The sequence below is a fragment of the Kitasatospora cineracea genome, from assembly GCF_003751605.1.
Classification (GTDB): domain Bacteria; phylum Actinomycetota; class Actinomycetes; order Streptomycetales; family Streptomycetaceae; genus Kitasatospora; species Kitasatospora cineracea.
Genome location: NZ_RJVJ01000002.1, coordinates 252,455 through 270,290, shown reverse-complemented (window position 1 = coordinate 270,290; position 17,836 = coordinate 252,455). Strand labels below are relative to the sequence as shown.

General features: G+C 75.5%; 16 protein-coding genes and 1 pseudogene. 8 read left to right on the top strand and 9 right to left on the bottom strand.

What is annotated here, in order from left to right:
• Positions 1–3: 3 nt before the first annotated feature.
• A complete protein-coding gene (locus EDD39_RS27730) occupies positions 4–744 on the bottom strand; it encodes a cobalt-precorrin-6A reductase (RefSeq protein WP_123561325.1) in 741 nt (246 codons plus the stop codon).
• Positions 745–1,011: 267 nt separating this feature from the next.
• Between EDD39_RS27730 and EDD39_RS27725 the strand changes: the two genes are divergently transcribed.
• On the top strand, positions 1,012–2,121 hold the full coding sequence (locus EDD39_RS27725; protein WP_123561323.1) for a cobalt-precorrin-5B (C(1))-methyltransferase: 1,110 nt from the start codon (positions 1,012–1,014) through the stop codon (positions 2,119–2,121).
• Here the strand turns inward: EDD39_RS27725 and EDD39_RS27720 are convergent.
• The 3 genes from EDD39_RS27720 to EDD39_RS27710 all read right to left on the bottom strand — a co-directional run bounded on the left by EDD39_RS27720 (position 2,111) and on the right by EDD39_RS27710 (position 4,507).
• Positions 2,111–2,521, bottom strand: a complete 411-nt coding sequence (locus EDD39_RS27720) for a RidA family protein (RefSeq protein ID WP_030463315.1) — start codon at positions 2,519–2,521, stop codon at positions 2,111–2,113. The two genes, EDD39_RS27725 and EDD39_RS27720, sit on opposite strands and share 11 nt — an antisense overlap.
• Positions 2,522–2,553: 32 nt before the next feature.
• Complete coding sequence (locus EDD39_RS27715; protein WP_123561321.1) at positions 2,554–3,312, bottom strand: IclR family transcriptional regulator; 759 nt, start codon at positions 3,310–3,312, stop codon at positions 2,554–2,556.
• Positions 3,313–3,436: 124 nt separating this feature from the next.
• The gene (locus tag EDD39_RS27710; RefSeq protein ID WP_123561319.1) at positions 3,437–4,507 is read right to left on the bottom strand and encodes a sugar kinase; all 1,071 of its coding nucleotides are present in this window, start codon (positions 4,505–4,507) and stop codon (positions 3,437–3,439) included.
• A 248-nt stretch (positions 4,508–4,755) separates the two neighbouring features.
• Between EDD39_RS27710 and EDD39_RS27705 the strand changes: the two genes are divergently transcribed.
• The 4 genes from EDD39_RS27705 (at position 4,756) to EDD39_RS27690 (ending at position 10,498) form a co-directional block, all read left to right on the top strand.
• Complete coding sequence (locus EDD39_RS27705; protein ID WP_123561317.1) at positions 4,756–6,195, top strand: alanine racemase; 1,440 nt, start codon at positions 4,756–4,758, stop codon at positions 6,193–6,195.
• Positions 6,195–7,895 carry an N-acyl-D-amino-acid deacylase family protein gene (locus tag EDD39_RS27700; RefSeq protein ID WP_123561315.1) on the top strand — a complete coding sequence of 567 codons (1,701 nt, stop codon included), beginning with the start codon at positions 6,195–6,197 and terminating at the stop codon, positions 7,893–7,895. Before EDD39_RS27705 ends, EDD39_RS27700 begins: the two co-directional genes overlap by 1 nt.
• Positions 7,896–7,976: 81 nt before the next feature.
• Complete coding sequence (locus EDD39_RS27695) at positions 7,977–8,606, top strand: bifunctional 4-hydroxy-2-oxoglutarate aldolase/2-dehydro-3-deoxy-phosphogluconate aldolase (RefSeq protein WP_123561313.1); 630 nt, start codon at positions 7,977–7,979, stop codon at positions 8,604–8,606.
• Between the two features lie 161 nt (positions 8,607–8,767).
• Positions 8,768–10,498, top strand: a complete 1,731-nt coding sequence (locus EDD39_RS27690; protein WP_123561311.1) for a proline--tRNA ligase — start codon at positions 8,768–8,770, stop codon at positions 10,496–10,498.
• A 35-nt stretch (positions 10,499–10,533) separates the two neighbouring features.
• Here EDD39_RS27690 and EDD39_RS27685 read toward each other — a convergent pair whose 3' ends face one another.
• A complete protein-coding gene (locus EDD39_RS27685) occupies positions 10,534–11,208 on the bottom strand; it encodes a peroxiredoxin-like family protein (protein WP_208765668.1) in 675 nt (224 codons plus the stop codon).
• A 76-nt stretch (positions 11,209–11,284) separates the two neighbouring features.
• Between EDD39_RS27685 and EDD39_RS27680 the strand changes: the two genes are divergently transcribed.
• Both EDD39_RS27680 and EDD39_RS27675 read left to right on the top strand, forming a co-directional pair.
• On the top strand, positions 11,285–11,899 hold the full coding sequence (locus tag EDD39_RS27680) for a TetR/AcrR family transcriptional regulator (RefSeq protein ID WP_123561309.1): 615 nt from the start codon (positions 11,285–11,287) through the stop codon (positions 11,897–11,899).
• Positions 11,900–12,048: 149 nt separating this feature from the next.
• Positions 12,049–12,537, top strand: a complete 489-nt coding sequence (locus tag EDD39_RS27675) for a DIP1984 family protein (RefSeq protein ID WP_123561307.1) — start codon at positions 12,049–12,051, stop codon at positions 12,535–12,537.
• A 351-nt stretch (positions 12,538–12,888) separates the two neighbouring features.
• Here EDD39_RS27675 and EDD39_RS27670 read toward each other — a convergent pair whose 3' ends face one another.
• Positions 12,889–13,542: a TetR/AcrR family transcriptional regulator gene (locus tag EDD39_RS27670; protein WP_123561305.1), complete on the bottom strand. Its 654-nt coding sequence runs from the start codon at positions 13,540–13,542 to the stop codon at positions 12,889–12,891.
• A 118-nt stretch (positions 13,543–13,660) separates the two neighbouring features.
• On the opposite strand from EDD39_RS27670, the pseudogene EDD39_RS27665 reads away from it, so the two are divergent.
• A pseudogene (locus tag EDD39_RS27665) lies at positions 13,661–14,853 on the top strand (FAD-dependent oxidoreductase).
• Between the two features lie 70 nt (positions 14,854–14,923).
• Here EDD39_RS27665 and cobM read toward each other — a convergent pair.
• The 3 genes from cobM to EDD39_RS39070 all read right to left on the bottom strand — a co-directional run bounded on the left by cobM (position 14,924) and on the right by EDD39_RS39070 (position 17,487).
• Positions 14,924–15,664 carry a precorrin-4 C(11)-methyltransferase gene (cobM, locus tag EDD39_RS27660; protein WP_123561303.1) on the bottom strand — a complete coding sequence of 247 codons (741 nt, stop codon included), beginning with the start codon at positions 15,662–15,664 and terminating at the stop codon, positions 14,924–14,926.
• Positions 15,661–17,013, bottom strand: coding sequence for a precorrin-6y C5,15-methyltransferase (decarboxylating) subunit CbiE (cbiE, locus tag EDD39_RS27655; protein WP_123561301.1), 1,353 nt, complete (start codon positions 17,011–17,013; stop codon positions 15,661–15,663). The genes cobM and cbiE overlap by 4 nt, the downstream gene beginning before the upstream one ends.
• Before the next feature lie 189 nt (positions 17,014–17,202).
• Positions 17,203–17,487: a hypothetical protein gene (locus EDD39_RS39070; protein WP_148089542.1), complete on the bottom strand. Its 285-nt coding sequence runs from the start codon at positions 17,485–17,487 to the stop codon at positions 17,203–17,205.
• Between the last annotated feature and the right edge of the window lie 349 nt (positions 17,488–17,836).

Below are 17,836 nucleotides of genomic sequence, written 5' to 3'. Positions count from 1 at the left end.
CCGTCAGCCCCTCAGTCCGCCGACCCAGGCGACCGCCCCGGCCACGTCCGGGGCGGTGCGCACCCCCGCCGGGGCGGCCGGGCGCTCCACCACGACCACCGGCAGGCCCAGTTCGCGGGCCGCGGTCAGCTTGGGCGCGGTGGCGGCGCTGCCGCTGTCCTTGGTCACCAGCACCTCGATCCGGTGCGCGCGCAGCAGCGCGCGCTCGCCGTCCAGGGTGAACGGGCCGCGCTCCAGCAGCACTTCGGTGACGGCGGGCATCGGCGGCACCGGCGGCTCCACCGAGCGGGCCAGGAACATCAGGCCGTCCAGGTGCGCGAAAGCGCCGATGCCCTGGCGCCCGGTGGTCAGGAACACCCGGGTGCCGAGCGCGGGCAGCGCGTCCGCGGCGGCGGCCAGGCTCGGCACCGGGTGCCAGCGGTCGCCGTCCTGCGCGGTCCAGCTCGGGCGGCGCAGCGCCAGCAGCGGGGTGCCGGTGTCGGCGGCGGCCAGCGCCGCGTTGCGGCTGATCCGCTCGGCGAACGGGTGGGTGGCGTCCAGCAGTACGTCCACGGCGTGCGCGCGCAGCCAGGCGGCCAGGCCGGCCGGGCCGCCGAAACCGCCGATCCGGACCTCTCCGGCGGGCAGCCGGGGCTGGGCCACCCGCCCGGCCAGCGAGCTGGTCACCCGCAGCGCCGGGTCGGCCGCCAGCGCGTCCGCCAGCCGGCGGGCCTCGCTGGTGCCGCCGAGGATCAGGACGTGCATGCGGACTCCCGGGGCCGGTGCGATCAGGACACACCACCCTAACCGGGCGGTCGGCGTGGGACGGTGGGGGCGGCGGGGGCGGCGGGAGTCGGAGCGGACGAGGAGAGCGGAGGGCGAGCGGTGAGCGGCGACGAGACGCAGGGCGGCAGTGGCAGCGGCAGTGATGGTGCTGCTGCTGCGGTCGGCGGCAGTGGCAGTGGCGGTGACGGGGCTTCGGTCGGCGGGGCTGCGGTCGGTGAGGGTGCGGTCGGCGGGCGCAAGGGGCAGTTGCGCAGCAGCGGGCTGCGGCCCGGGTGGACGACGGGGGCGTGCGCGACCGCGGCGACCAAGGCCGCGTACACGGCGCTGCTCGGCGGGGGCTTCCCGGACCCGGTGGTGATCACGCTGCCGAGGGGCGAGCAGCCCGGGTTCGCGCTGGCGGTCGAGGAGTTGGGCGAGGGCCGGGCCAGCGCCGGGGTGGTGAAGGACGCGGGCGACGACCCGGACGTGACGCACGGCGCGCTGGTGCGCTCCACGGTGCGGCCGGGTCCGGCGGGCAGCGGCGTGGTGTTCCGGGCCGGGCCGGGGGTGGGGACGGTCACCAAGCCGGGCCTGCCGCTGGCGGTCGGCGAGCCGGCCGTCAACCCGGTGCCCCGGCAGCTGATCCGCGAGGCGGTCGCCGAGGTGGCGGCGGAGTTCGGCGGGACCGGGGACGTGGAGGTGGAACTCTCCGTCGACCACGGCGAGGAGCTGGCCCGGCGCACCTGGAACCCGCGGCTGGGCATCCTCGGCGGCCTGTCCGTCCTCGGCACCACCGGCGTGGTCGTCCCGTACTCGTGCTCGGCGTGGATCGAGTCGATCCGCCGCGGCATCGACGTGGCCCGGGCCGCCGGTCGCACCCACGTCGCGGGCGCGACCGGCTCGACCTCGGAGAAGGTGGTGGTCACCGAGTACGGCCTGCCCGAGGACGCGCTGCTCGACATGGGCGACTTCGCGGGCGCCGTCCTGAAGTACCTGCGCCGCCACCCGGTGCCGCGGCTGACGGTCTGCGGCGGCTTCGCCAAGCTCTCCAAGCTCGCCGCCGGGCACCTCGACCTGCACTCCGGCCGCTCCCAGGTCGACAAGGGCCACCTGGCCGCGCTGGCCGCGGAGGCCGGCGCGGACGCGGCGCTGGCGGCGCGGGTGGCGGCCGCCAACACCGCCCTGGAGGCGCTGCAGTCGTGCGCGGCGGCGGGCGTCCCGCTCGGCGACCTGGTGGCCGAACGGGCCCGCGCCACCGCCCTCGGCGTGCTGCTCGGCGCGCCCGTCGCGGTCGACGTGATCTGCATCGACCGCGCGGGCACGATCGTCGGCCGGGCCGCCCCCGCCGGTCCGTCAGGGACCGGGGTCAGGAGGTGACGACGGCCTGGGCGTCGATCTCCACCAGCATCGGCTCCTGCGGGAGTTCGACGAAGACGGTGGTGCGGCAGGGCTTCACGCCGCCCGGCGCGACGTTCTCCTCGATGAACTGGGCGTACACCTCGTTCATCAGCGGGAAGTCGGCCCGCTTGGTCAGGTAGACGCGGAACATCACCACGTCCTCGATGCTCGCGCCGCCCGCCTCGACGATCGCCTTCACGTTCTCCAGCGTGCGCCGGGTCTGCGCCTTCACGTCGCCGTGGTACAGGTACTCGCCGGTCGCCGGGTCCTGCGGGCCCTGGCCGGACACCTGCAGGATCGGGCCCTTGCGCACGCCCTGGGAGAACATCCAGGCCGGGGCGGGCGCGCCGTCGGTACGGACCTCGATCTTGTCGCTCATGTGCATTGCTCCATAGGTGGGTTGACGGTGCGTCAGTGAACGGTGCCGCGGACCGGCAGGCCCGCGTCGGCGGAGATCGCCCGGGTGCAGGCGAGCAGTTGGGGCAGCAGGTCGAGCACCTGCTCGTACGGGAGGACCACGTCCGGCACGGAGATCGACGCGGCGGCCACCACCCGGCCCGAGGCGTCCCGGATCGGCGCGGCCACGCAGTTGATGAACGCCTCGTGCTCGGCGTGGTCCTGCGCCCAGCCCTGCGCGCCGACCTGGTCCAGCTCGGCCAGCAGCGCGTGCGGACTGGTGATCGTGTTCGGGGTGTGCACGGTGAACTCGATCCCGTCCACCACCCGGCGCCGCTCGGTCGGCGACAGGTCGGCCAGCAGCACCTTCGCCACCGCCGTGTTGTGCAGCGCCGCGCGCAGCCCGATCCGCGAGTACATCCGCACCGGGTGCCGCGAGTCGTACTTGTCGATGTACACCACCTCGCCGCCCTCGTACGCGGCCAGGTGCACGGTCTGGCCGGTCGCCGCGTTCAGCTCGGCGAGGTGCGGGGCGGCGGTGCGGCGGATGCCGCGCTGCTCCAGCGCGAGGCTGGACAGCGCGAACAGGCCCGCGCCGAGGTGGTAGCGGTACTGGGCGTCGCGGTGGACGAAGCGCTCCTCCTCCAGGCTCTGCAGCAGCCGCAGCACGGTGGTCTTGTGCACGCCGATCAGGTCGGCCAACTGGTCGAGGGAGCGTTCGCCCTCGCCGAGTTCGGCGAGCAGGCGCAGGGCGCGGGTGACGGTCTGGCTCATGGGTGTCCCGAGGGTTCTTCGAGGGTGCCGGGAGTGGTGGGGTGCTTCGGGTCGGGTGCTTCAGGGCGGCTGCTGCGGACGGGACTTCGGACGGGGCTTCGGACGGGGCTTCGGGGGGTGTGCTTCAACGGGCGGAGACGGGATCGGGCGCGGGCAGGACGGGGGAGTCGATGCCGGACGCGCGGACCCGGGTCGCCGCCCAGTCCCGCTCGTCGGCGGCCAGCAGCGCGGCCACCGTCCGGGCGTCCGGCAGGGTGCCGTGGTCGGTGGGCGCGGTCAGGGCGCCGGCCGCGGCCAGGTGGCCCAGCCGCAGCCGGGAGCGCTGGTCCAGGCCGCGCAGGGTGCCCGCCAGGTAGCCGGCCGCGAACGCGTCGCCCGCGCCGGTCGGCTCCACCACCTCGACGCGCAGCGCCGGTTCGGTGACCGAGCGGCCGTCCCGGTCCAGCGCGGTGACCAGGTGCCCGGAGTCCTTGACCACCAGCGTCGCGGGGGAGGGGAAGCGGCGGCGCAGCGCCTGCGGGTCGCCCGCGCCGAACGCGTCCTGCGCCTCGTCCGCGCCGAGCAGCAGCACGTCCGCGGCGTCCAGCAGCTCCGGCAGCACCGCCGGGTCGCGCCGGCGCCACAGCGCCGGGCGCCAGTTCAGGTCGAAGGAGACCAGCCGGCCCGGGCGGCGGCGGGCCAGCAGGGCGCGCACCAGGGCCAGGCAGTCGTCCGACAGCGCGGGCGTGATGCCCGTCAGGTGCAGCAGCGGCGCGGCGTCCAGCAGCGCGGCGGCCGCCGGGTCGTCCAGCAGCGCGGGGGAGAGCGCCGAGGCCGCCGAGCCGGTGCGGTAGTAGTGCAGCCGGGAGCGGCCCGGGCCGAGGTCGTGCGGCAGGCCGGAGCCGCCGGTCTCCTTCAGGTACACGCCGGTGGGGCGGTGCGGGTCGACCGCGACGGCCGACACGTCCACGCCCGCCGCCGCGAGGTCGCCGGTCAGCCGGCGGCCGAAGCCGTCCGCGCCGACCCGGCTGATCCACGCCGTCGGGACGCCCAGCGCGGCCAGCGCCGCCGCCACGTTCGACTCGGCGCCCCCCACCGAGGGGCGGAACGCGCCGACGGCCTCGAACGGCCCCGGCCGGTCGGGCAGCAGCACCGCCATCGACTCGCCCAGGCACACTGCCCGGGCGGCAGCCGCCGCACCGCCTTGATCCGCCATCAAACCCGCTCCCTCACCCTCGGGCCCGTGCCCCGCTCCCACCGTCCGGCGCCCGCGCGGCCCGGCGCTCGGCGGTGAGCCCCGGTGCTGCGTGCCTGGTGGGAGGGGTGGACGGGTCGCGTCGCGGTCCGTTGACCGCCGTCCGGCGTGAATGCTAGAACCGTATCACCAACATGCGCAATAGAGGTTGCGCATGTTGCAACTCCCCAGCTCGCAGGTGGGTCGGGGTTGCGAACGGAGGCACGGCGATGGACGAAACGGTGGACCGGACGGGCGCGGAAGGGCGGCCGGAGCCGTCGTCGGGGTCGTCGTCGGAGCGGTCGTCGGAGCCGTCGTCGAGGCGGCCGGAACAGCCGGGCGCCGGGCAGCGGCGCACCCCCGACGGCCCGCAGTACTTCGCCGACCCCGCGTCCGGCCCCGGCCTCGACACCGCCGCCGTCGCGGCCCTCGCCGACGAGACGCTCGACTTCCGCTTCAAGGCCGTCCCCGCCGCCGCCCACGGACGCACCGTCCGCGACTGGCTCGCCACCCGCCCCACCCTCGACGGCCTCGGCACCCCCCTGCTCACCCTCGACGCCGCCGCCCTCGACCACAACCTGCGCACCATGGCCGCCTGGTGCCGCGACGCCGGCGTGCTGCTCGCCCCGCACGGCAAGACCACCATGGCCCCCGCCCTCTGGCAGGCCCAACTCGCCGCCGGCGCCCACGCCGTCACCCTCGCCAACCTCCCGCAGCTGCGCGTCGCCCGCGCCTTCGGCGTCCAGCGCCTGCTGCTCGCCAACACCCTGCTCGACCCCGCCGGACTCGCCTGGATCGCCGCCGAACTCGACCGCGACCCCGGCTTCGCCTTCACCTCCTGGGTCGACTCCGCCGACAGCGTCCGGCAGATGGACGCCGCCCTGCGCGCCGCCGGAGCCCGCCGCCCCGTCGAGGTCCTGGTCGAACTCGGCGGCCCCGGCGGCCGCACCGGCGCCCGCGGCGTCCCCGCCGCGCTGGAGGTCGCCGCCGCCGTCCTCGCCGCCCCCACCCTGCGCCTGGCCGGCGTCGGCGGCTACGAGGGCGCCCTCGCCCACGACGCCTCCGACCCCGCCCTCGCCGCCGTCCGCGGCTACCTCGCCGACCTCGCCGACCTGCACCGCCGCCTCGCCCCCGACTACCCCACCGCCACCCCCGTGGTCACCGCCGGCGGCAGCGCCTACTTCGACACCGTCGCGCAGGAGTTGACCCCGCTCACCCGGCAGGTCCCCGGCACCGTCGTCGTCGTCCGGGCCGGCGCCTACCTCGCCCACGACGACGGCTTCTACCGCGGCATCTCCCCGCTCTCCCGCACTTCCGACGCCACCCCGCTGCGCTCCGCCATGCACGGCTGGGCCCGGGTCGTCTCCCACCCCGAACCCGAACTCGCCCTGCTCGACGCCGGAAAGCGCGACCTCCCGTTCGACGAGGGCCTGCCCGAACCCCAACTCGTCCGCGGCAGAGGCCCGTTGACCGGCGCCGCCGTCACCGCCCTCAACGACCAGCACGCCTTCCTGCGCGGCGCCGGACCCGCCGCCCCCGTCGGCGCCGTGCTGCGCCTGGGCCTCTCCCACCCCTGCACCGCCTTCGACAAGTGGAGCCTCATCCCCGTCCTCGACCACGCCGACACCGACCACCCCCGCGTCGTCGACCTGGTCCGGACGTACTTCTGATGGCCGACCTGCTGCTGCGCGCCGCCACCGTCGTCGACGGCACCGGCGCCGACCGCTACCGCGCCGACGTCACCGTCACCGACGGCTGGATCGACCAGATCGACCAGATCGACCGGATCGACCCGACCGACCGGATCGACCCGACCGACCGGATCGACCGGACCGGCCGGACCGGTTCCCGCCCGACCGGCCACGGCCTGGCGGGGCGTCGGACGATCGACGCCGACGGACTCGTCCTCGCCCCCGGCTTCATCGACATGCACGCCCACTCCGACCTGCGGCTGCTCCTCGAACCCGACCACCCCTCCCGGATCACCCAGGGCGTCACCCTCGAAGTCCTCGGCCAGGACGGCCTCTCCTACGCCCCCGCCGACGACACCACCCTCGCCGCGCTGCGCCGCCAACTCGCCGGCTGGAACGGCGACCCCGCCGACGAGGACCTCGACTGGAACTGGCGCACCGTCGCCCAGTACCTCGACCGCCTCGACGCCGGCGCCGCCGTCAACACCTGCTACCTCGTCCCGCACGGCACCGTCCGGATGCTCGCCATGGGCTGGGACAACCGTCCCCCCACCGGCCCCGAACTCGCCCGGATGCAGCAGCTGTTGGACCAGTCACTGGCGGACGGCGCGGTCGGCATGTCCACCGGGCTCACCTACACCCCCGGCATGTACGCCGACACCGCCGAACTCGTCGCCCTGTGCACCACCGTCGCCGCCCGCGGCGGCTTCCACGCCCCCCACCAACGCTCCTACGGCGCGGGCGCGTTGGAGGGCTACGCGGAGATGGTGGAGATCTCCCGGCGCTCCGGCTGCCCGCTGCACCTCACCCACGCCACCATGAACTTCGGCGTCAACGAGGGCCGCGCCGGACAGTTCCTCGACCTGGTCGACGCCGCCCTCGCCGACGGCGTCGACCTCACCCTCGACAGCTACCCCTACCTGCCCGGCTCCACCACCCTGGCCGCCCTGCTGCCCAGTTGGTCCACCGAGGGCGGCCCCGAAGCCACCCTCGCCCGGCTCGCCGACCCCGCTGCCCGCGAGCGCATCCGCGCCGACGTCGAGGAACGCGGCAGCGACGGCTGCCACGGCGTCGTCACCGACTGGGACACCATCCAGGTCTCCGGCGTCCGGCACGGCGCGCTGTCCGCCGTCGTCGGCAAGCGGATCTCCGAACTCGCCGCCGCCCAGGGCCGCACCGGTACCGAGGTCTTCTTCGGCCTGCTGCGCGCCGACCAGCTCGGCACCACCATCCTCCAGCACGTCGGCCACGAGGAGAACGTCCGCGCCATCATGCGCCACCCCGCGCACACCGTCGGCAGCGACGGACTGCTGGTCGGCGCCCGCCCGCACCCCCGCGCCTGGGGCACCTTCCCCCGCTACCTGGCCCGCTACAGCCGCGAGTTGGGCGTCCTCACGCTCGAACAGGCCGTCGCCCGGATGACCGGCCGCCCCGCCCGCCGCCTCGGCCTCGACCGGCGCGGCCTGGTCCGCCCCGGCCACCACGCCGACCTGGTCCTGTTCGACCCCGACACCGTCCGCGACACCGCCACCTTCGACCACCCCCGGCAGCCCGCCGAAGGCATCCGGCACGTCCTGGTCAACGGCGTCCCCGCGCTCACCGACGGCAAGCCCACCGGCGACCTGGCCGGCCGCGCCCTGCGGCGCGGCGCCGACCGGAAGGTCCGCGCAGTCGGCTGACGGGCCGTCAATTTCCTTGCGGAGAAAGCTCGTTCCGCATTGCCAATCCGAAGAATTCACGTGTGAAGAGGAGTTGCCAGGATGGGAACCGAAACGGCCGCACTGCGGCTGGCGTTGGCGCGGCAGCCGGTGATCGCCGTGGTGCGTGCCCCCGTGATACCCGACGCGGTCGCGCTCTGCGAGGCGCTCGCCGAAGGCGGCATCGCCTGGACCGAACTCACCTTCACCACCCCCGACGTCACCCGCCACCTGGCCCGCGCCGCCGGGGCCGGCTGCCGGATCGGCGTCGGCACCGTCCTCACCGCCGACCAGGCCAGGGCCGGGATCGCCGCCGGCGCCGGCTTCCTGGTCACCCCCGGCCTGCGCCCCGCCGTCGCCGACGCCGCCCGCGAAGCCGGCGTCCCGGTCGTGATGGGCGCGCTCACCCCCAGCGAGGTCGCCGACGCCGTCGACCTCGGCGCCGCCGCCGTCAAGATCTTCCCCGCCAAGGCGTTCGGCCCCGGCTACTTCAAGGACCTGCGCGGCCCCTACCCCGACGTCCCGCTGGTCGCCTCCGGCGGCGTCAACACCCGCAACGCCAGGGCCTTCCTCGACCACGGCGCCCTCGCCGTCTGCGCCGGCACCGACGTCGTCCCGCCCCAGGCCGTCGCGGACGGCGACTGGGCCGACATCACCCGCCGCGCCAAGGAGTTCACCGCCTCGCTCGGCTGAACGGGGGCCGGGGCGTCCCGGCATCCGGACTGAACGGGGGCCGCGGCGACGTGGCGTCCGGGCTGAACGGGGGCCGCGGCGACGTGGCGTCCGGGCTGAACGGGGGCCGCGGCGTCCTGGCATACGATTCGACCCCGGTTCCCGAGCAGGAAGACACTCCCATGCGCTGGTCACAGTTGTACGTCCCCACGCTGCGCGAGGACCCGGCGGACGCCGACGCGGCCAGCCACCGGCTGCTGGTGCGGGCCGGGTTCGTGCGGCAGCTGATGGCCGGGCACTACTCGCTGCTGCCGATGGCGGTGCGGGTGCGCGGCAAGATCGTCGACGTGGTGCGCGAGGAGATGGCGCGGATCGGCTCGCAGGAGTGGATCCTGCCCGCCCTCCACCCCGCCGAGATCTGGCAGCGCACCGGCCGCTGGGAGGGCATGGGCGAGGAGATGTTCCGGCTCAAGGACCGCAGGGGCGCGGACCTGGCCCTCGGCATGACGCACGAGGAGATCTTCACCACCCTCGCCCAGGAACTCTCCTCGTACCGCCAACTCCCGCAGATGTGGTACCAGTTCCAGACCAAGTTCCGGGACGAACCGCGCCCCAAGAGCGGCCTGCTGCGGGTGCGCGAGTTCACCATGAAGGACTCCTACAGCTTCGACCTCGACCAGGCCGGGCTGGACCGCTCCTTCGACCTGCACCACGCCGCCTACACCCGGATCTTCGCCCGCATCGGCATCCCCGCCATCCCCGTCCAGGCGTCCAGCGGCAGCATGGGCGGCTCGGCGTCGGTCGAGTTCATGTCGCCCACCCCGGCCGGCGAGGACCTGGTCGTGCACTGCCCCGCCTGCCGCTACGCGGCCAACGTCGAGAAGGCCGGCTCCGCGCTGCCCGCCGCGGCGGACGGCGAGGCGCTCGCCGCCCCCGAGCGCTTCGACACTCCCGAGGCCCGCACCATCGAGGAACTGGCCCGGCTGCACGGCGTCCCCGCCGAACAGCAGATCAAGACCCTGGTGCTGGTCGCCGACGGCCGCCCGCTGCTCGCCCTGGTGCGCGGCGACCACAGCCTGGTCGAGCAGAAGCTCCTCGACGCCACCGGGGCCCGCACGGTCCGCCCCGCCGACGCCGACGAGATCAAGGGCCTGCTCGGCGCCCTGCCCGGCAGCCTCGGCGCGGTCGGCGTCACCGGCGTCACCGGCGTCACCGTGCTGGCCGACCACGCCCTGGCCGGCCGCACCGGCATGACCACCGGCGCCAACCAGGACGGCGTCCACCTCCGCGGCGTCGACGTCGCCCGGGACATCGCCGTCACCCGCTGGGCGGACCTGCGCGAAGTCCGGGCCGGCGAGCCCTGCGTGCAGTGCGGCGAAGCCCTGGAGGTGGTCCAGACGGTCGAGGTCGGCCACATCTTCAAGCTCGGCCGCAAGTACACCGAGGCGCTGGACGTCACCGTGCTCGGCCAGGACGGCGCGGCCGTCAAGCCGATCATGGGCAGCTACGGCATCGGCATCGAACGGGCCATCGCCGCGATCGTCGAGACCCACCACGACGAGAAGGGCATCGCCTGGCCCGTCGCCGTCGCCCCCTTCGAGGTCGCCGTCGTCCCGATCGGCAAGGCCGACGAGCAGACCGCCGCCGTGGTCGACGACCTGTACGGCCGGCTGCGCGCCGAGCGCATCGACGTGGTGCTGGACGACCGGGACGAGCGGCCCGGCGTCAAGTTCGCCGACATCGAACTGGTCGGCATCCCCTACCGGATCACCGTCGGCCCGCGCGGCCTGAAGGACGGCGTCGTCGAGGTCACCACCCGGGCCACCGGCGAGACCGTCCAGGTGCCGGTGGCGGAGGCCGCCGCCCACGTGGCCGCCCTGGTCCGCGCGGCCGTCGCGCCCCTCGCGGGCTGACGCGGCCGACGGGGCCGACGGGCCGGGCCCGGGGATCAGTCGGGCAGGGCGGCCGGGGCCGGGGCTGCTGTGGGGGCCGGGGCTGCTGTGGGGGCCGGGGCTGCTGCGGGTGCGGGGGCCGGGGTCGGGGCCGGGGCCGGGGTCGGGGTCGGGCGGTGTTCGGCGGCCAGGGCGAGGACCCGGGCCACCGGCCAGTGGTCGGCCGCGTGGGTGCCGTAGTGGGCGGCGAGCAGCCGCCCGTCCGCGGCGATCAGGAAGTCGGCCGGCAGGCCCAGCCGCCCGCCCGACGGACGGGCCGACGGCAGCCGCTCCCGGCCGCGCAGCACCTGCGGCACGCCGCTGAGCACCCCCAGCACGATCGACGGCCACACTCGGGGGTCGAGCAGCGCCCGCGCCCCGCGCTCGACCCCGTACGCGCGGTACAGCCGCCGCTCCGGGTCGGCCAGCAGCGGGAACGGCAACCCGTCGGTGTACGGCCGCAGTTCGTCGGCGGGGGAGTGGAACGCGACCACCTCCCGGACCCCCGCCGCGCGCAGCTCGGGGTGGCGGACGGCGAAGCCGCGCAGGTGCAGGTTGCAGATCGGGCAGCCCGCGAAGCGGCGGAACTGCAGGTGCGTCAGGCCGTCCGGGGGCACCGGCGGCAGTGGTGCGCCGGCGGCGTCGGTGGCGGGGAGGGCAGGGGCGGTGGTGCCGGTCCGGAGTCGGGACACGCGGGCTCCTCGGGGGCTCCTCGTAGGTGTAGACCGTACGCCAAAACTGTAGGCGTATGCCGTACGCTGTCAACCCGTGCCCCGCCCACGCTCCCTGACCACCCGCCAGATCGCCGCCGCCGCCCTCGCCGTGATCGACCGCGACGGCCTGCCCGCCCTCTCCATGCGCACCGTCGCCGCCGAACTCGACCGCCGCACCATGGCCCTCTACCGCTACGTCGAGGACCGCGAGGAACTCGAGTGCCTGGTCGTCGACCTCGCCCTCGGCCCCGTCCTCGACCGCGCCACCCGCGCACCCGCGGCGCCCTCCCCGCGGACCCGGCTGCTCACCCTGCTGGACCTCATGCGCGAAGCCGTCGGCGCCCACCCCGGCATCCTCCCGCTCGCCGTCCGGCACCACGGCAACTGCCTGCCCGCGCTGCGCTGGCGCGAACAACTCCTAGAAGCCCTGGCCGACGCCGGACTCGACGCACCGCAGCGCGCCGCGGCCCTGCACGCCCTGGTCTCCTACGTGATCGGCGAACTCGAACTCGAGCACCACGCCGCTGCCGCTGCCGCTCCTGCGGGCCCGCTCGTCCCCGAGACCTTCCCGCTGCTCTCCGCCGCCCTGGCCGCCCGCGCCGCCACCGACCCCGCCCGCGCCTTCACCGACGGCGCCCGCACCGTCCTGGACGGCCTCGGCCTGACCTGACCTGAACCGGGACCGGGCCCGGGACCGGTTCCCGGCGCGGCTCCCGGTAGCATGCCGTCGGGCGGCGGTGCGCACACCGACCGCACCCGCGCCGGAAGGTCTCCGGACGGACCGGACGGCGGGCAGGCGGCGACGATGGCGAGGACGCGGTGAAACTGGCGGAGGCGCTCGCGCGGCGCACGGCCGCGATGCGGCAGGTCGAGCAGTTGCGGGCACGCGTCGTCGGCAGCGCCCGCTACCAGGAGGGCGAGGAACCCGCCGAGAACGCGGCGGAGGTACTGGCCCGGACCGGCGAGGTGCTGGACGAGCTGGAGGAGCTGATCCGCCGGATCAACCGCACCAACTCCGCCACCCGCGTCGAAGGCGGCGGCACCCTCACCGACGCGCTCGCCCGCCGGGACGTCCTGCGGCTGCGCCACGCGGTGACCAGCGCCGCCGCCGACGCCGCCGCCGGACAGGACCAGCGCGGCTCGGTGCGGCAACTGCGCTCCGAACTCCGGATGCTGCCTGCCCTGCCGGTCGCCGAACTCCGCTCCCGCGCCGACCTGTTGGCCAAGGAGATCCGCGAGGTGGACACCCTGATCCAGCGCACCAACTGGGAGATCGACCTGATCGAGGACGGGACGGCCGACGGCTGATCCCCCGCGTACCGGGTGTGGGAGCAGGTAGTCACAGCGGAGGCGTGCACACACCGCGGCCGGCGGTCCATCCGGCCCTTGGTGCGTGAAGAGCAACGCAGGGGTTCGATTCCCCGTCAACAGTGCAGCTCAGCACCGCGCACAAGTGACCGTGCACCACGCACAGTTCACCACCACGTGCAGATCCGGCGACGAGGGCGGGAACGGGGAACCCACACCCGGCGCGAGGGCCGTGCCCACCGGCACGGCCCTCGCGCCACACTCCCGCAGCCCCCGCGTCCCCGCGTCCCTGCGTCCCTGCGTCCCTGCGTCCCCGCGTCCGCGCGTTCGTGCGACACCCGGGCGGGCGCCTCAGTCGAGGCCGCCCCAGCCCCGGTCGAGGAGGTCGAAGGCGCGGACCACGGCCCCGCGGACGTCCTGGTGGGCCTGGGCGGCCCGGGGTGCCTCGAGGGCGAAGTGGGCCAGGGCGGTGCAGGCGGGGTCGTCGGCGGGACGGCCGCTCTGCTCGGCGATCACCGCAGCGAGCGCGGCGGTGTGGCGCAGCCACATGGCCTGGTGGTAGTCGCGCAGGGCCTGGGTGGAGTCCACCAGGGCGGTGAAGGCCGCGAAACGGGGATCGCCGTCGCCGGCGGCCCGGCGGTGGTGCAGGGCGTGGTCGCACAGGGCGGCTGGGATGGACCGGCCGGGGGGACGCTCGCGCACGGCGGCGAGCAGGTCGGCCTCCAGGTCGGCCTCCTCGTCGAAGACCAGCGCCTCCTTGACCGGGAAGTGCTTGAACAGCGTGGTGGTGGAGACGTCCGCGGCGTCCGCGATCTCGCGGATGCCGACGTCGTCGTAGCCGCGTTCCAGGAACAGGCGCAGCGCGGCGTCGGCGATGGCCTGGCGGGTGGCGGCCTTCTTGCGCTCACGGCGCCCCGGGGGCGGGAGCGGGGGCGGGGGTGCGGGGCTCGGTGGGGGAGGCGGCGGGGGCGGCTGGGGCGGTGGAGGCGGTGGGGTGTCGGGCATGGGGGCATCCTACCTGTCGGGTTCACTCGGTTCAAAAGTTGAGTCGTTGCACTTTTGTACTCGTTGTGGTCCTCTGGGAGCGCGGCACCGCCGCGCCCCGTCCGGAAGGAGCCCCACCATGACCACCCCCTCCACCCCCTCCGCCCCCTCCACCCGCTCCGGCCCCTCCGCCCCCCGCATCGCCGTGGTCGGCGCCGGGCCCGGCGGCCTGACCTGCGCCCGCATCCTGCAACGCCACGGCATCGCCGTCACCGTGTACGACCACGACCTCGGCCCCGACGCCCGCGACCAGGGCGGCACGCTCGACCTGCACGAGGACAACGGCCAACTCGCCCTGCGCGAAGCCGGACTGCTCGACGACTTCTTCCGCCTCGCCCGCGCCGAAGGGCAGGAGATGCGCCAACTCGACGCCCTGACCGGGGAGATCGGCTTCCACCACGTCCCCGAGGACGGCGAACGGTTCAAGCCCGAGATCGACCGGGGCCAGCTGCGCGACCTCCTGCTGCGCTCGCTCGCACCGGACACCGTCCGCTGGGGCCGCGCCCTGCGCTCCGTGGAAGGCCCCGCCGGCGGCCCCCGCCGCCTGCACTTCGCCGACGGCACCGCCGCCGAGGCCGACCTGGTCATCGGGGCCGACGGCGCCTGGTCCAAGGTCCGCCGCGCGCTCTCCCCGGCCACCCCCACTACACCGGTGCCGGCTTCCTCGAAGCCTGGTTCCACGACGTCGACCGCCGCCACCCCGAGCTCGCAGCCCTCGTCGGCCCCGGCAGCGCCTCCGCCGCCGACGGCACACGCGGACTGTTCGCCCAGCGCAACAGCGGCGACCACATCCGGGTCTACGTCATCCAGCGCGTCCCCGCCGACTGGATCGCCCGGGCCGGCCACACCGTCCAGGACACCGACGCCCTGCGCGCCCTCCTGCTGGACCGCTACCGCCGCTGGGCGCCCAGCCTGCGCCGACTCCTCACCGACAACGACGGCCCCTACGTCGACCGCCCGATCCACGCCCTGCCCGTCCCGCACGCCTGGACGCACGACCCCGCCGTCACCCTGCTCGGCGACGCCGCCCACCTCATGCCTCCGCTCGGCGTCGGCGTCAACCTCGCCATGCTCGACGCCTGCGAACTCGCCCTCGCGATCGCCGGACACGACACCCTCGCCGGGGCCGTCCGCGCCTACGAGGCGACCATGCTGCCCCGGTCCGCCGACATGCAGCGCCTCCTGGACGGCGCCGTCGACGGCCTGCTGTCCGACGAACCGCACCAGGGCGAGCCGCGCGAGGGCGCACCCGAGCCGTCCGGCGTCCGGTGAGCCTCTGCTGAACGGAGGCGGGGCTGAACGGAGGCGGGGCGGGCCGGGGGCGGCCCGGGCCCGGGACGGGTCAGCGAGCCCGGGTGGTCGAGTACAGGTGGCTGTCGCGGAACTCCGTCGCGGCCAGCGTCCGGCCGACGATGATCACGGCGGTGCGCAGCACGCCCGCGGCCTTCACCTGCACGGCGATGTCGCCGAGCGTGCCGCGCAGCACCAGCTCGTCCGGGCGGCTGGCCATGGCGACCACCGCGGCCGGGCAGTCCGGCCCGTAGTGCGGCAGCAGCTCCTCGACCACGCTGTCGACGTAACGGGCCGCCAGGTGCAGCACCAGCAGCGCGCCGCTCTTCCCGAGGACGGACAGCTCCTCGCCGGGCGGCATCGGCGTGGCCTGCCGGGCCACCCGGGTCAGGATCACCGTCTGGCCGACCGTCGGCACCGTCAGCTCCCGCTTCAGCGCCGCCGCCGCCGCGGCGAACGCGGGCACCCCCGGCACCACCTCGTACGGGATGCCCGCCGCGTCCAGCCGGCGCATCTGCTCGGCCATCGCCGAGAACACCGACGGGTCGCCGGAGTGCAGCCGGGCCACGTCCAGGCCCTCGCCGTGCGCGCGGACGATCTCGGCCAGGATCCGGTCCAGGTCCAGGTTCGCGGTGTCGACCAGCCGGGCGTCCGGCGGGCAGTCCGCCAGCAGCTCCGGCGGCACCAGGCTGCCCGCGTACAGGCACACCCCGCAGCGGGCCAGGGTGCGCTGGCCGCGCACCGTGATCAGATCCGCGGCACCCGGACCGGCACCGATGAAATAGACCGTCACTTCGCTCCTCCGACAACCTCGTCCGCACCGGAAGCCCCGGCACCGGAAACCTCGCCCTTGACGACGCTCCACTGAGTCACCGGCATCGCCTGCCGCCACCCGGTGAACCCGCCCACCGGCACCGCGTGCGCCACCGCCAGCTTCACCAACTCGCCGCCGTGGCGCCGGTACCACTGCGTCAGCAGCGCCTCCGACTCCAGCGTCACCGTGTTCGCCACCAGCCGCCCGCCCGGACCGAGCGCCGACCAGCACGCCTCCAGCACCCCCGGCACGGTCAGCCCGCCGCCGACGAACACCGCGTCCGGACGGCCGAGTTCGGCCGCCAGCCCGGCCAGCGCCCCCGGCGCCGCCCCCGTCACCACCCGCAGCCGGGGCACGCCCAGCGCGGCCGCGTTGCGGACGATCCGCTCCGCCCGCACCGGATCCCGCTCCACGCTCGCCGCCCGGCAACTGCGGTGCGCCCGCAGCCACTCGATGCCGATCGACCCCGAACCGCCGCCGACGTCCCACAGCAGCTCGCCCGGCGCCGGCGCGAGCGCCGCCAACGTCGCCGCCCGGACATGACGCTTCGTCAACTGCCCGTCCGACTCGAAGAGTTCGTCCCGCAGGCCGGGAACCAGCTGCTGCCGGGGAGCCTCCGCCGCGACGGCCGGATCGCGGACGCAGTCCACCGCCAGCACGTTCAGCGGATCGCCCGGCGGCAGCGACCAACCCGCCGCCACCCCCTCGCGCACCGCCTCCGCCGCACCGCCCAACTGCTCCAGCACCCGCACCCGGCTCGGCCCGAACCCGCGCTCCACCAGCACCCGCGCCACCCGCGCGGGCGTCGACGCGTCCGCGCTCAGCACCAGCAGCCGGCGCCCCGGGTACAGCGCCGCGTGCAACGACTCCACCGGTCGGCCGACCAGCGTCACCACCTCGGTCTCCTCCACCGGCCAGCCCAGCCGGGCACACGCCAGCGACACCGACGACGGATGCGGCAGCACCCGCAACGACTCCGCCGGGACACCGCACTCCAGCAGCGTCCGCCCGATCCCGTGGAACATCGGATCACCACTGGCCAGCACCACCAGCCGCCGCCCCGCGAACCGCTCCAGCAACCCCGGCACCGACGGCCGCAACGGCGACGGCCACGGCACCCGCTCCGCCGTCACCCCCACTGCCCCCGCCGTTCCCGCCGCGTCCGTCGTTCCAGTCGTTCCCGCAGACCCCGCCGGCTGCTCCGGCAGCAGCGCCAACTGACGCGCCCCGCCGAGCACCACCTCCGCCGCGGCCAACGCCTCCCGCGCCACCGCCGAGAGCCCCGGCCAGCCGTCCGCCCCCACCCCGACAACGGTGATCGCAGACACGCACAACTCCTCACGACTCCGGGACAGGGCAGCCGCAGCCTACCCGCAGCCGCCCGTCGTACCCCCCACGAGCTGCGGAGATCCGCCGTGCGACATTGGCCACACCGGCGGTAGCCCTCGACGGCGGCACCCGGCGGTACCCGGCGGGGGTGGAACGGAGCGGGGACGGGGACGGGGACCGGCTGCGGGTCAGGCCGGAGGCGCGGCCGCGGCCTCGATGCACGCGAAGCTCGCACCGTCGAGGGTGGCCGCCAGCAGCCCCTTGTCGACCCCGCTGCTGTCCCCGGCCGTGTAGGCGTCGAGCGCGGCCGTGACGCCCGCCAACTCCTTCTGGAGGCCCTCCTTGACCGCCGGGACCTTCGCCCGGGCGACATCGGCCGACAACCGGCCCTGCGCCTCCCGGAGCAGGTCCCCGATCTGCGCGGGCTTGTTCCCGTACCGCCCGGCGATGGTGACCTGGTCCAGCTCCTTCATGATCTCGGCGTGGTCCTCGCAACCGGCCTGGATCGTCAGACCGCCACTGCGGGACGCGGAGGGGGCGGTGGAGGACGTGGACGTGGACGTGGACGCCGGGGGCACGGAGGCGGACGGTCGGGCCGCATCCGCCGCCGGGCCGCCCCCGCTCCCGCACCCCGCGGCGGACAGGAGGCCCACGGCGGCGACGGCCGCGGCAGCACCCCTCAGGACGTTCGAACGGCGACGGGTCGAAGAACTGCCGATCACGGACGGACACCTTCCCTCGGTCGGTAACGCCTGTACGCGGCACGCCCACCCGACCCGGGCGCACCCGACGGGAACCGTGCCACCACTGACTATCCGTCAT

What these genes read in the sequence shown, in the direction of transcription:
- EDD39_RS27700 (WP_123561315.1), top strand. Translation starts at nt 6,195, where the DNA reads ATGGCCGACCTGCTGCTGCGCGCCGCCACCGTCGTCGACGGCACCGGC.
- EDD39_RS27695 (WP_123561313.1), top strand. Translation starts at nt 7,977, where the DNA reads ATGGGAACCGAAACGGCCGCACTGCGGCTGGCGTTGGCGCGGCAGCCG.
- EDD39_RS27670 (WP_123561305.1), bottom strand. Translation starts at nt 13,542, where the DNA reads ATGCCCGACACCCCACCGCCTCCACCGCCCCAGCCGCCCCCGCCGCCT.
- EDD39_RS39070 (WP_148089542.1), bottom strand. Translation starts at nt 17,487, where the DNA reads ATGAAGGAGCTGGACCAGGTCACCATCGCCGGGCGGTACGGGAACAAG.
- EDD39_RS27705 (WP_123561317.1), top strand. Translation starts at nt 4,756, where the DNA reads ATGGACGAAACGGTGGACCGGACGGGCGCGGAAGGGCGGCCGGAGCCG.
- EDD39_RS27730 (WP_123561325.1), bottom strand. Translation starts at nt 744, where the DNA reads ATGCACGTCCTGATCCTCGGCGGCACCAGCGAGGCCCGCCGGCTGGCG.
- EDD39_RS27720 (WP_030463315.1), bottom strand. Translation starts at nt 2,521, where the DNA reads ATGAGCGACAAGATCGAGGTCCGTACCGACGGCGCGCCCGCCCCGGCC.
- EDD39_RS27690 (WP_123561311.1), top strand. Translation starts at nt 8,768, where the DNA reads ATGCGCTGGTCACAGTTGTACGTCCCCACGCTGCGCGAGGACCCGGCG.
- EDD39_RS27710 (WP_123561319.1), bottom strand. Translation starts at nt 4,507, where the DNA reads ATGGCGGATCAAGGCGGTGCGGCGGCTGCCGCCCGGGCAGTGTGCCTG.
- EDD39_RS27715 (WP_123561321.1), bottom strand. Translation starts at nt 3,312, where the DNA reads ATGAGCCAGACCGTCACCCGCGCCCTGCGCCTGCTCGCCGAACTCGGC.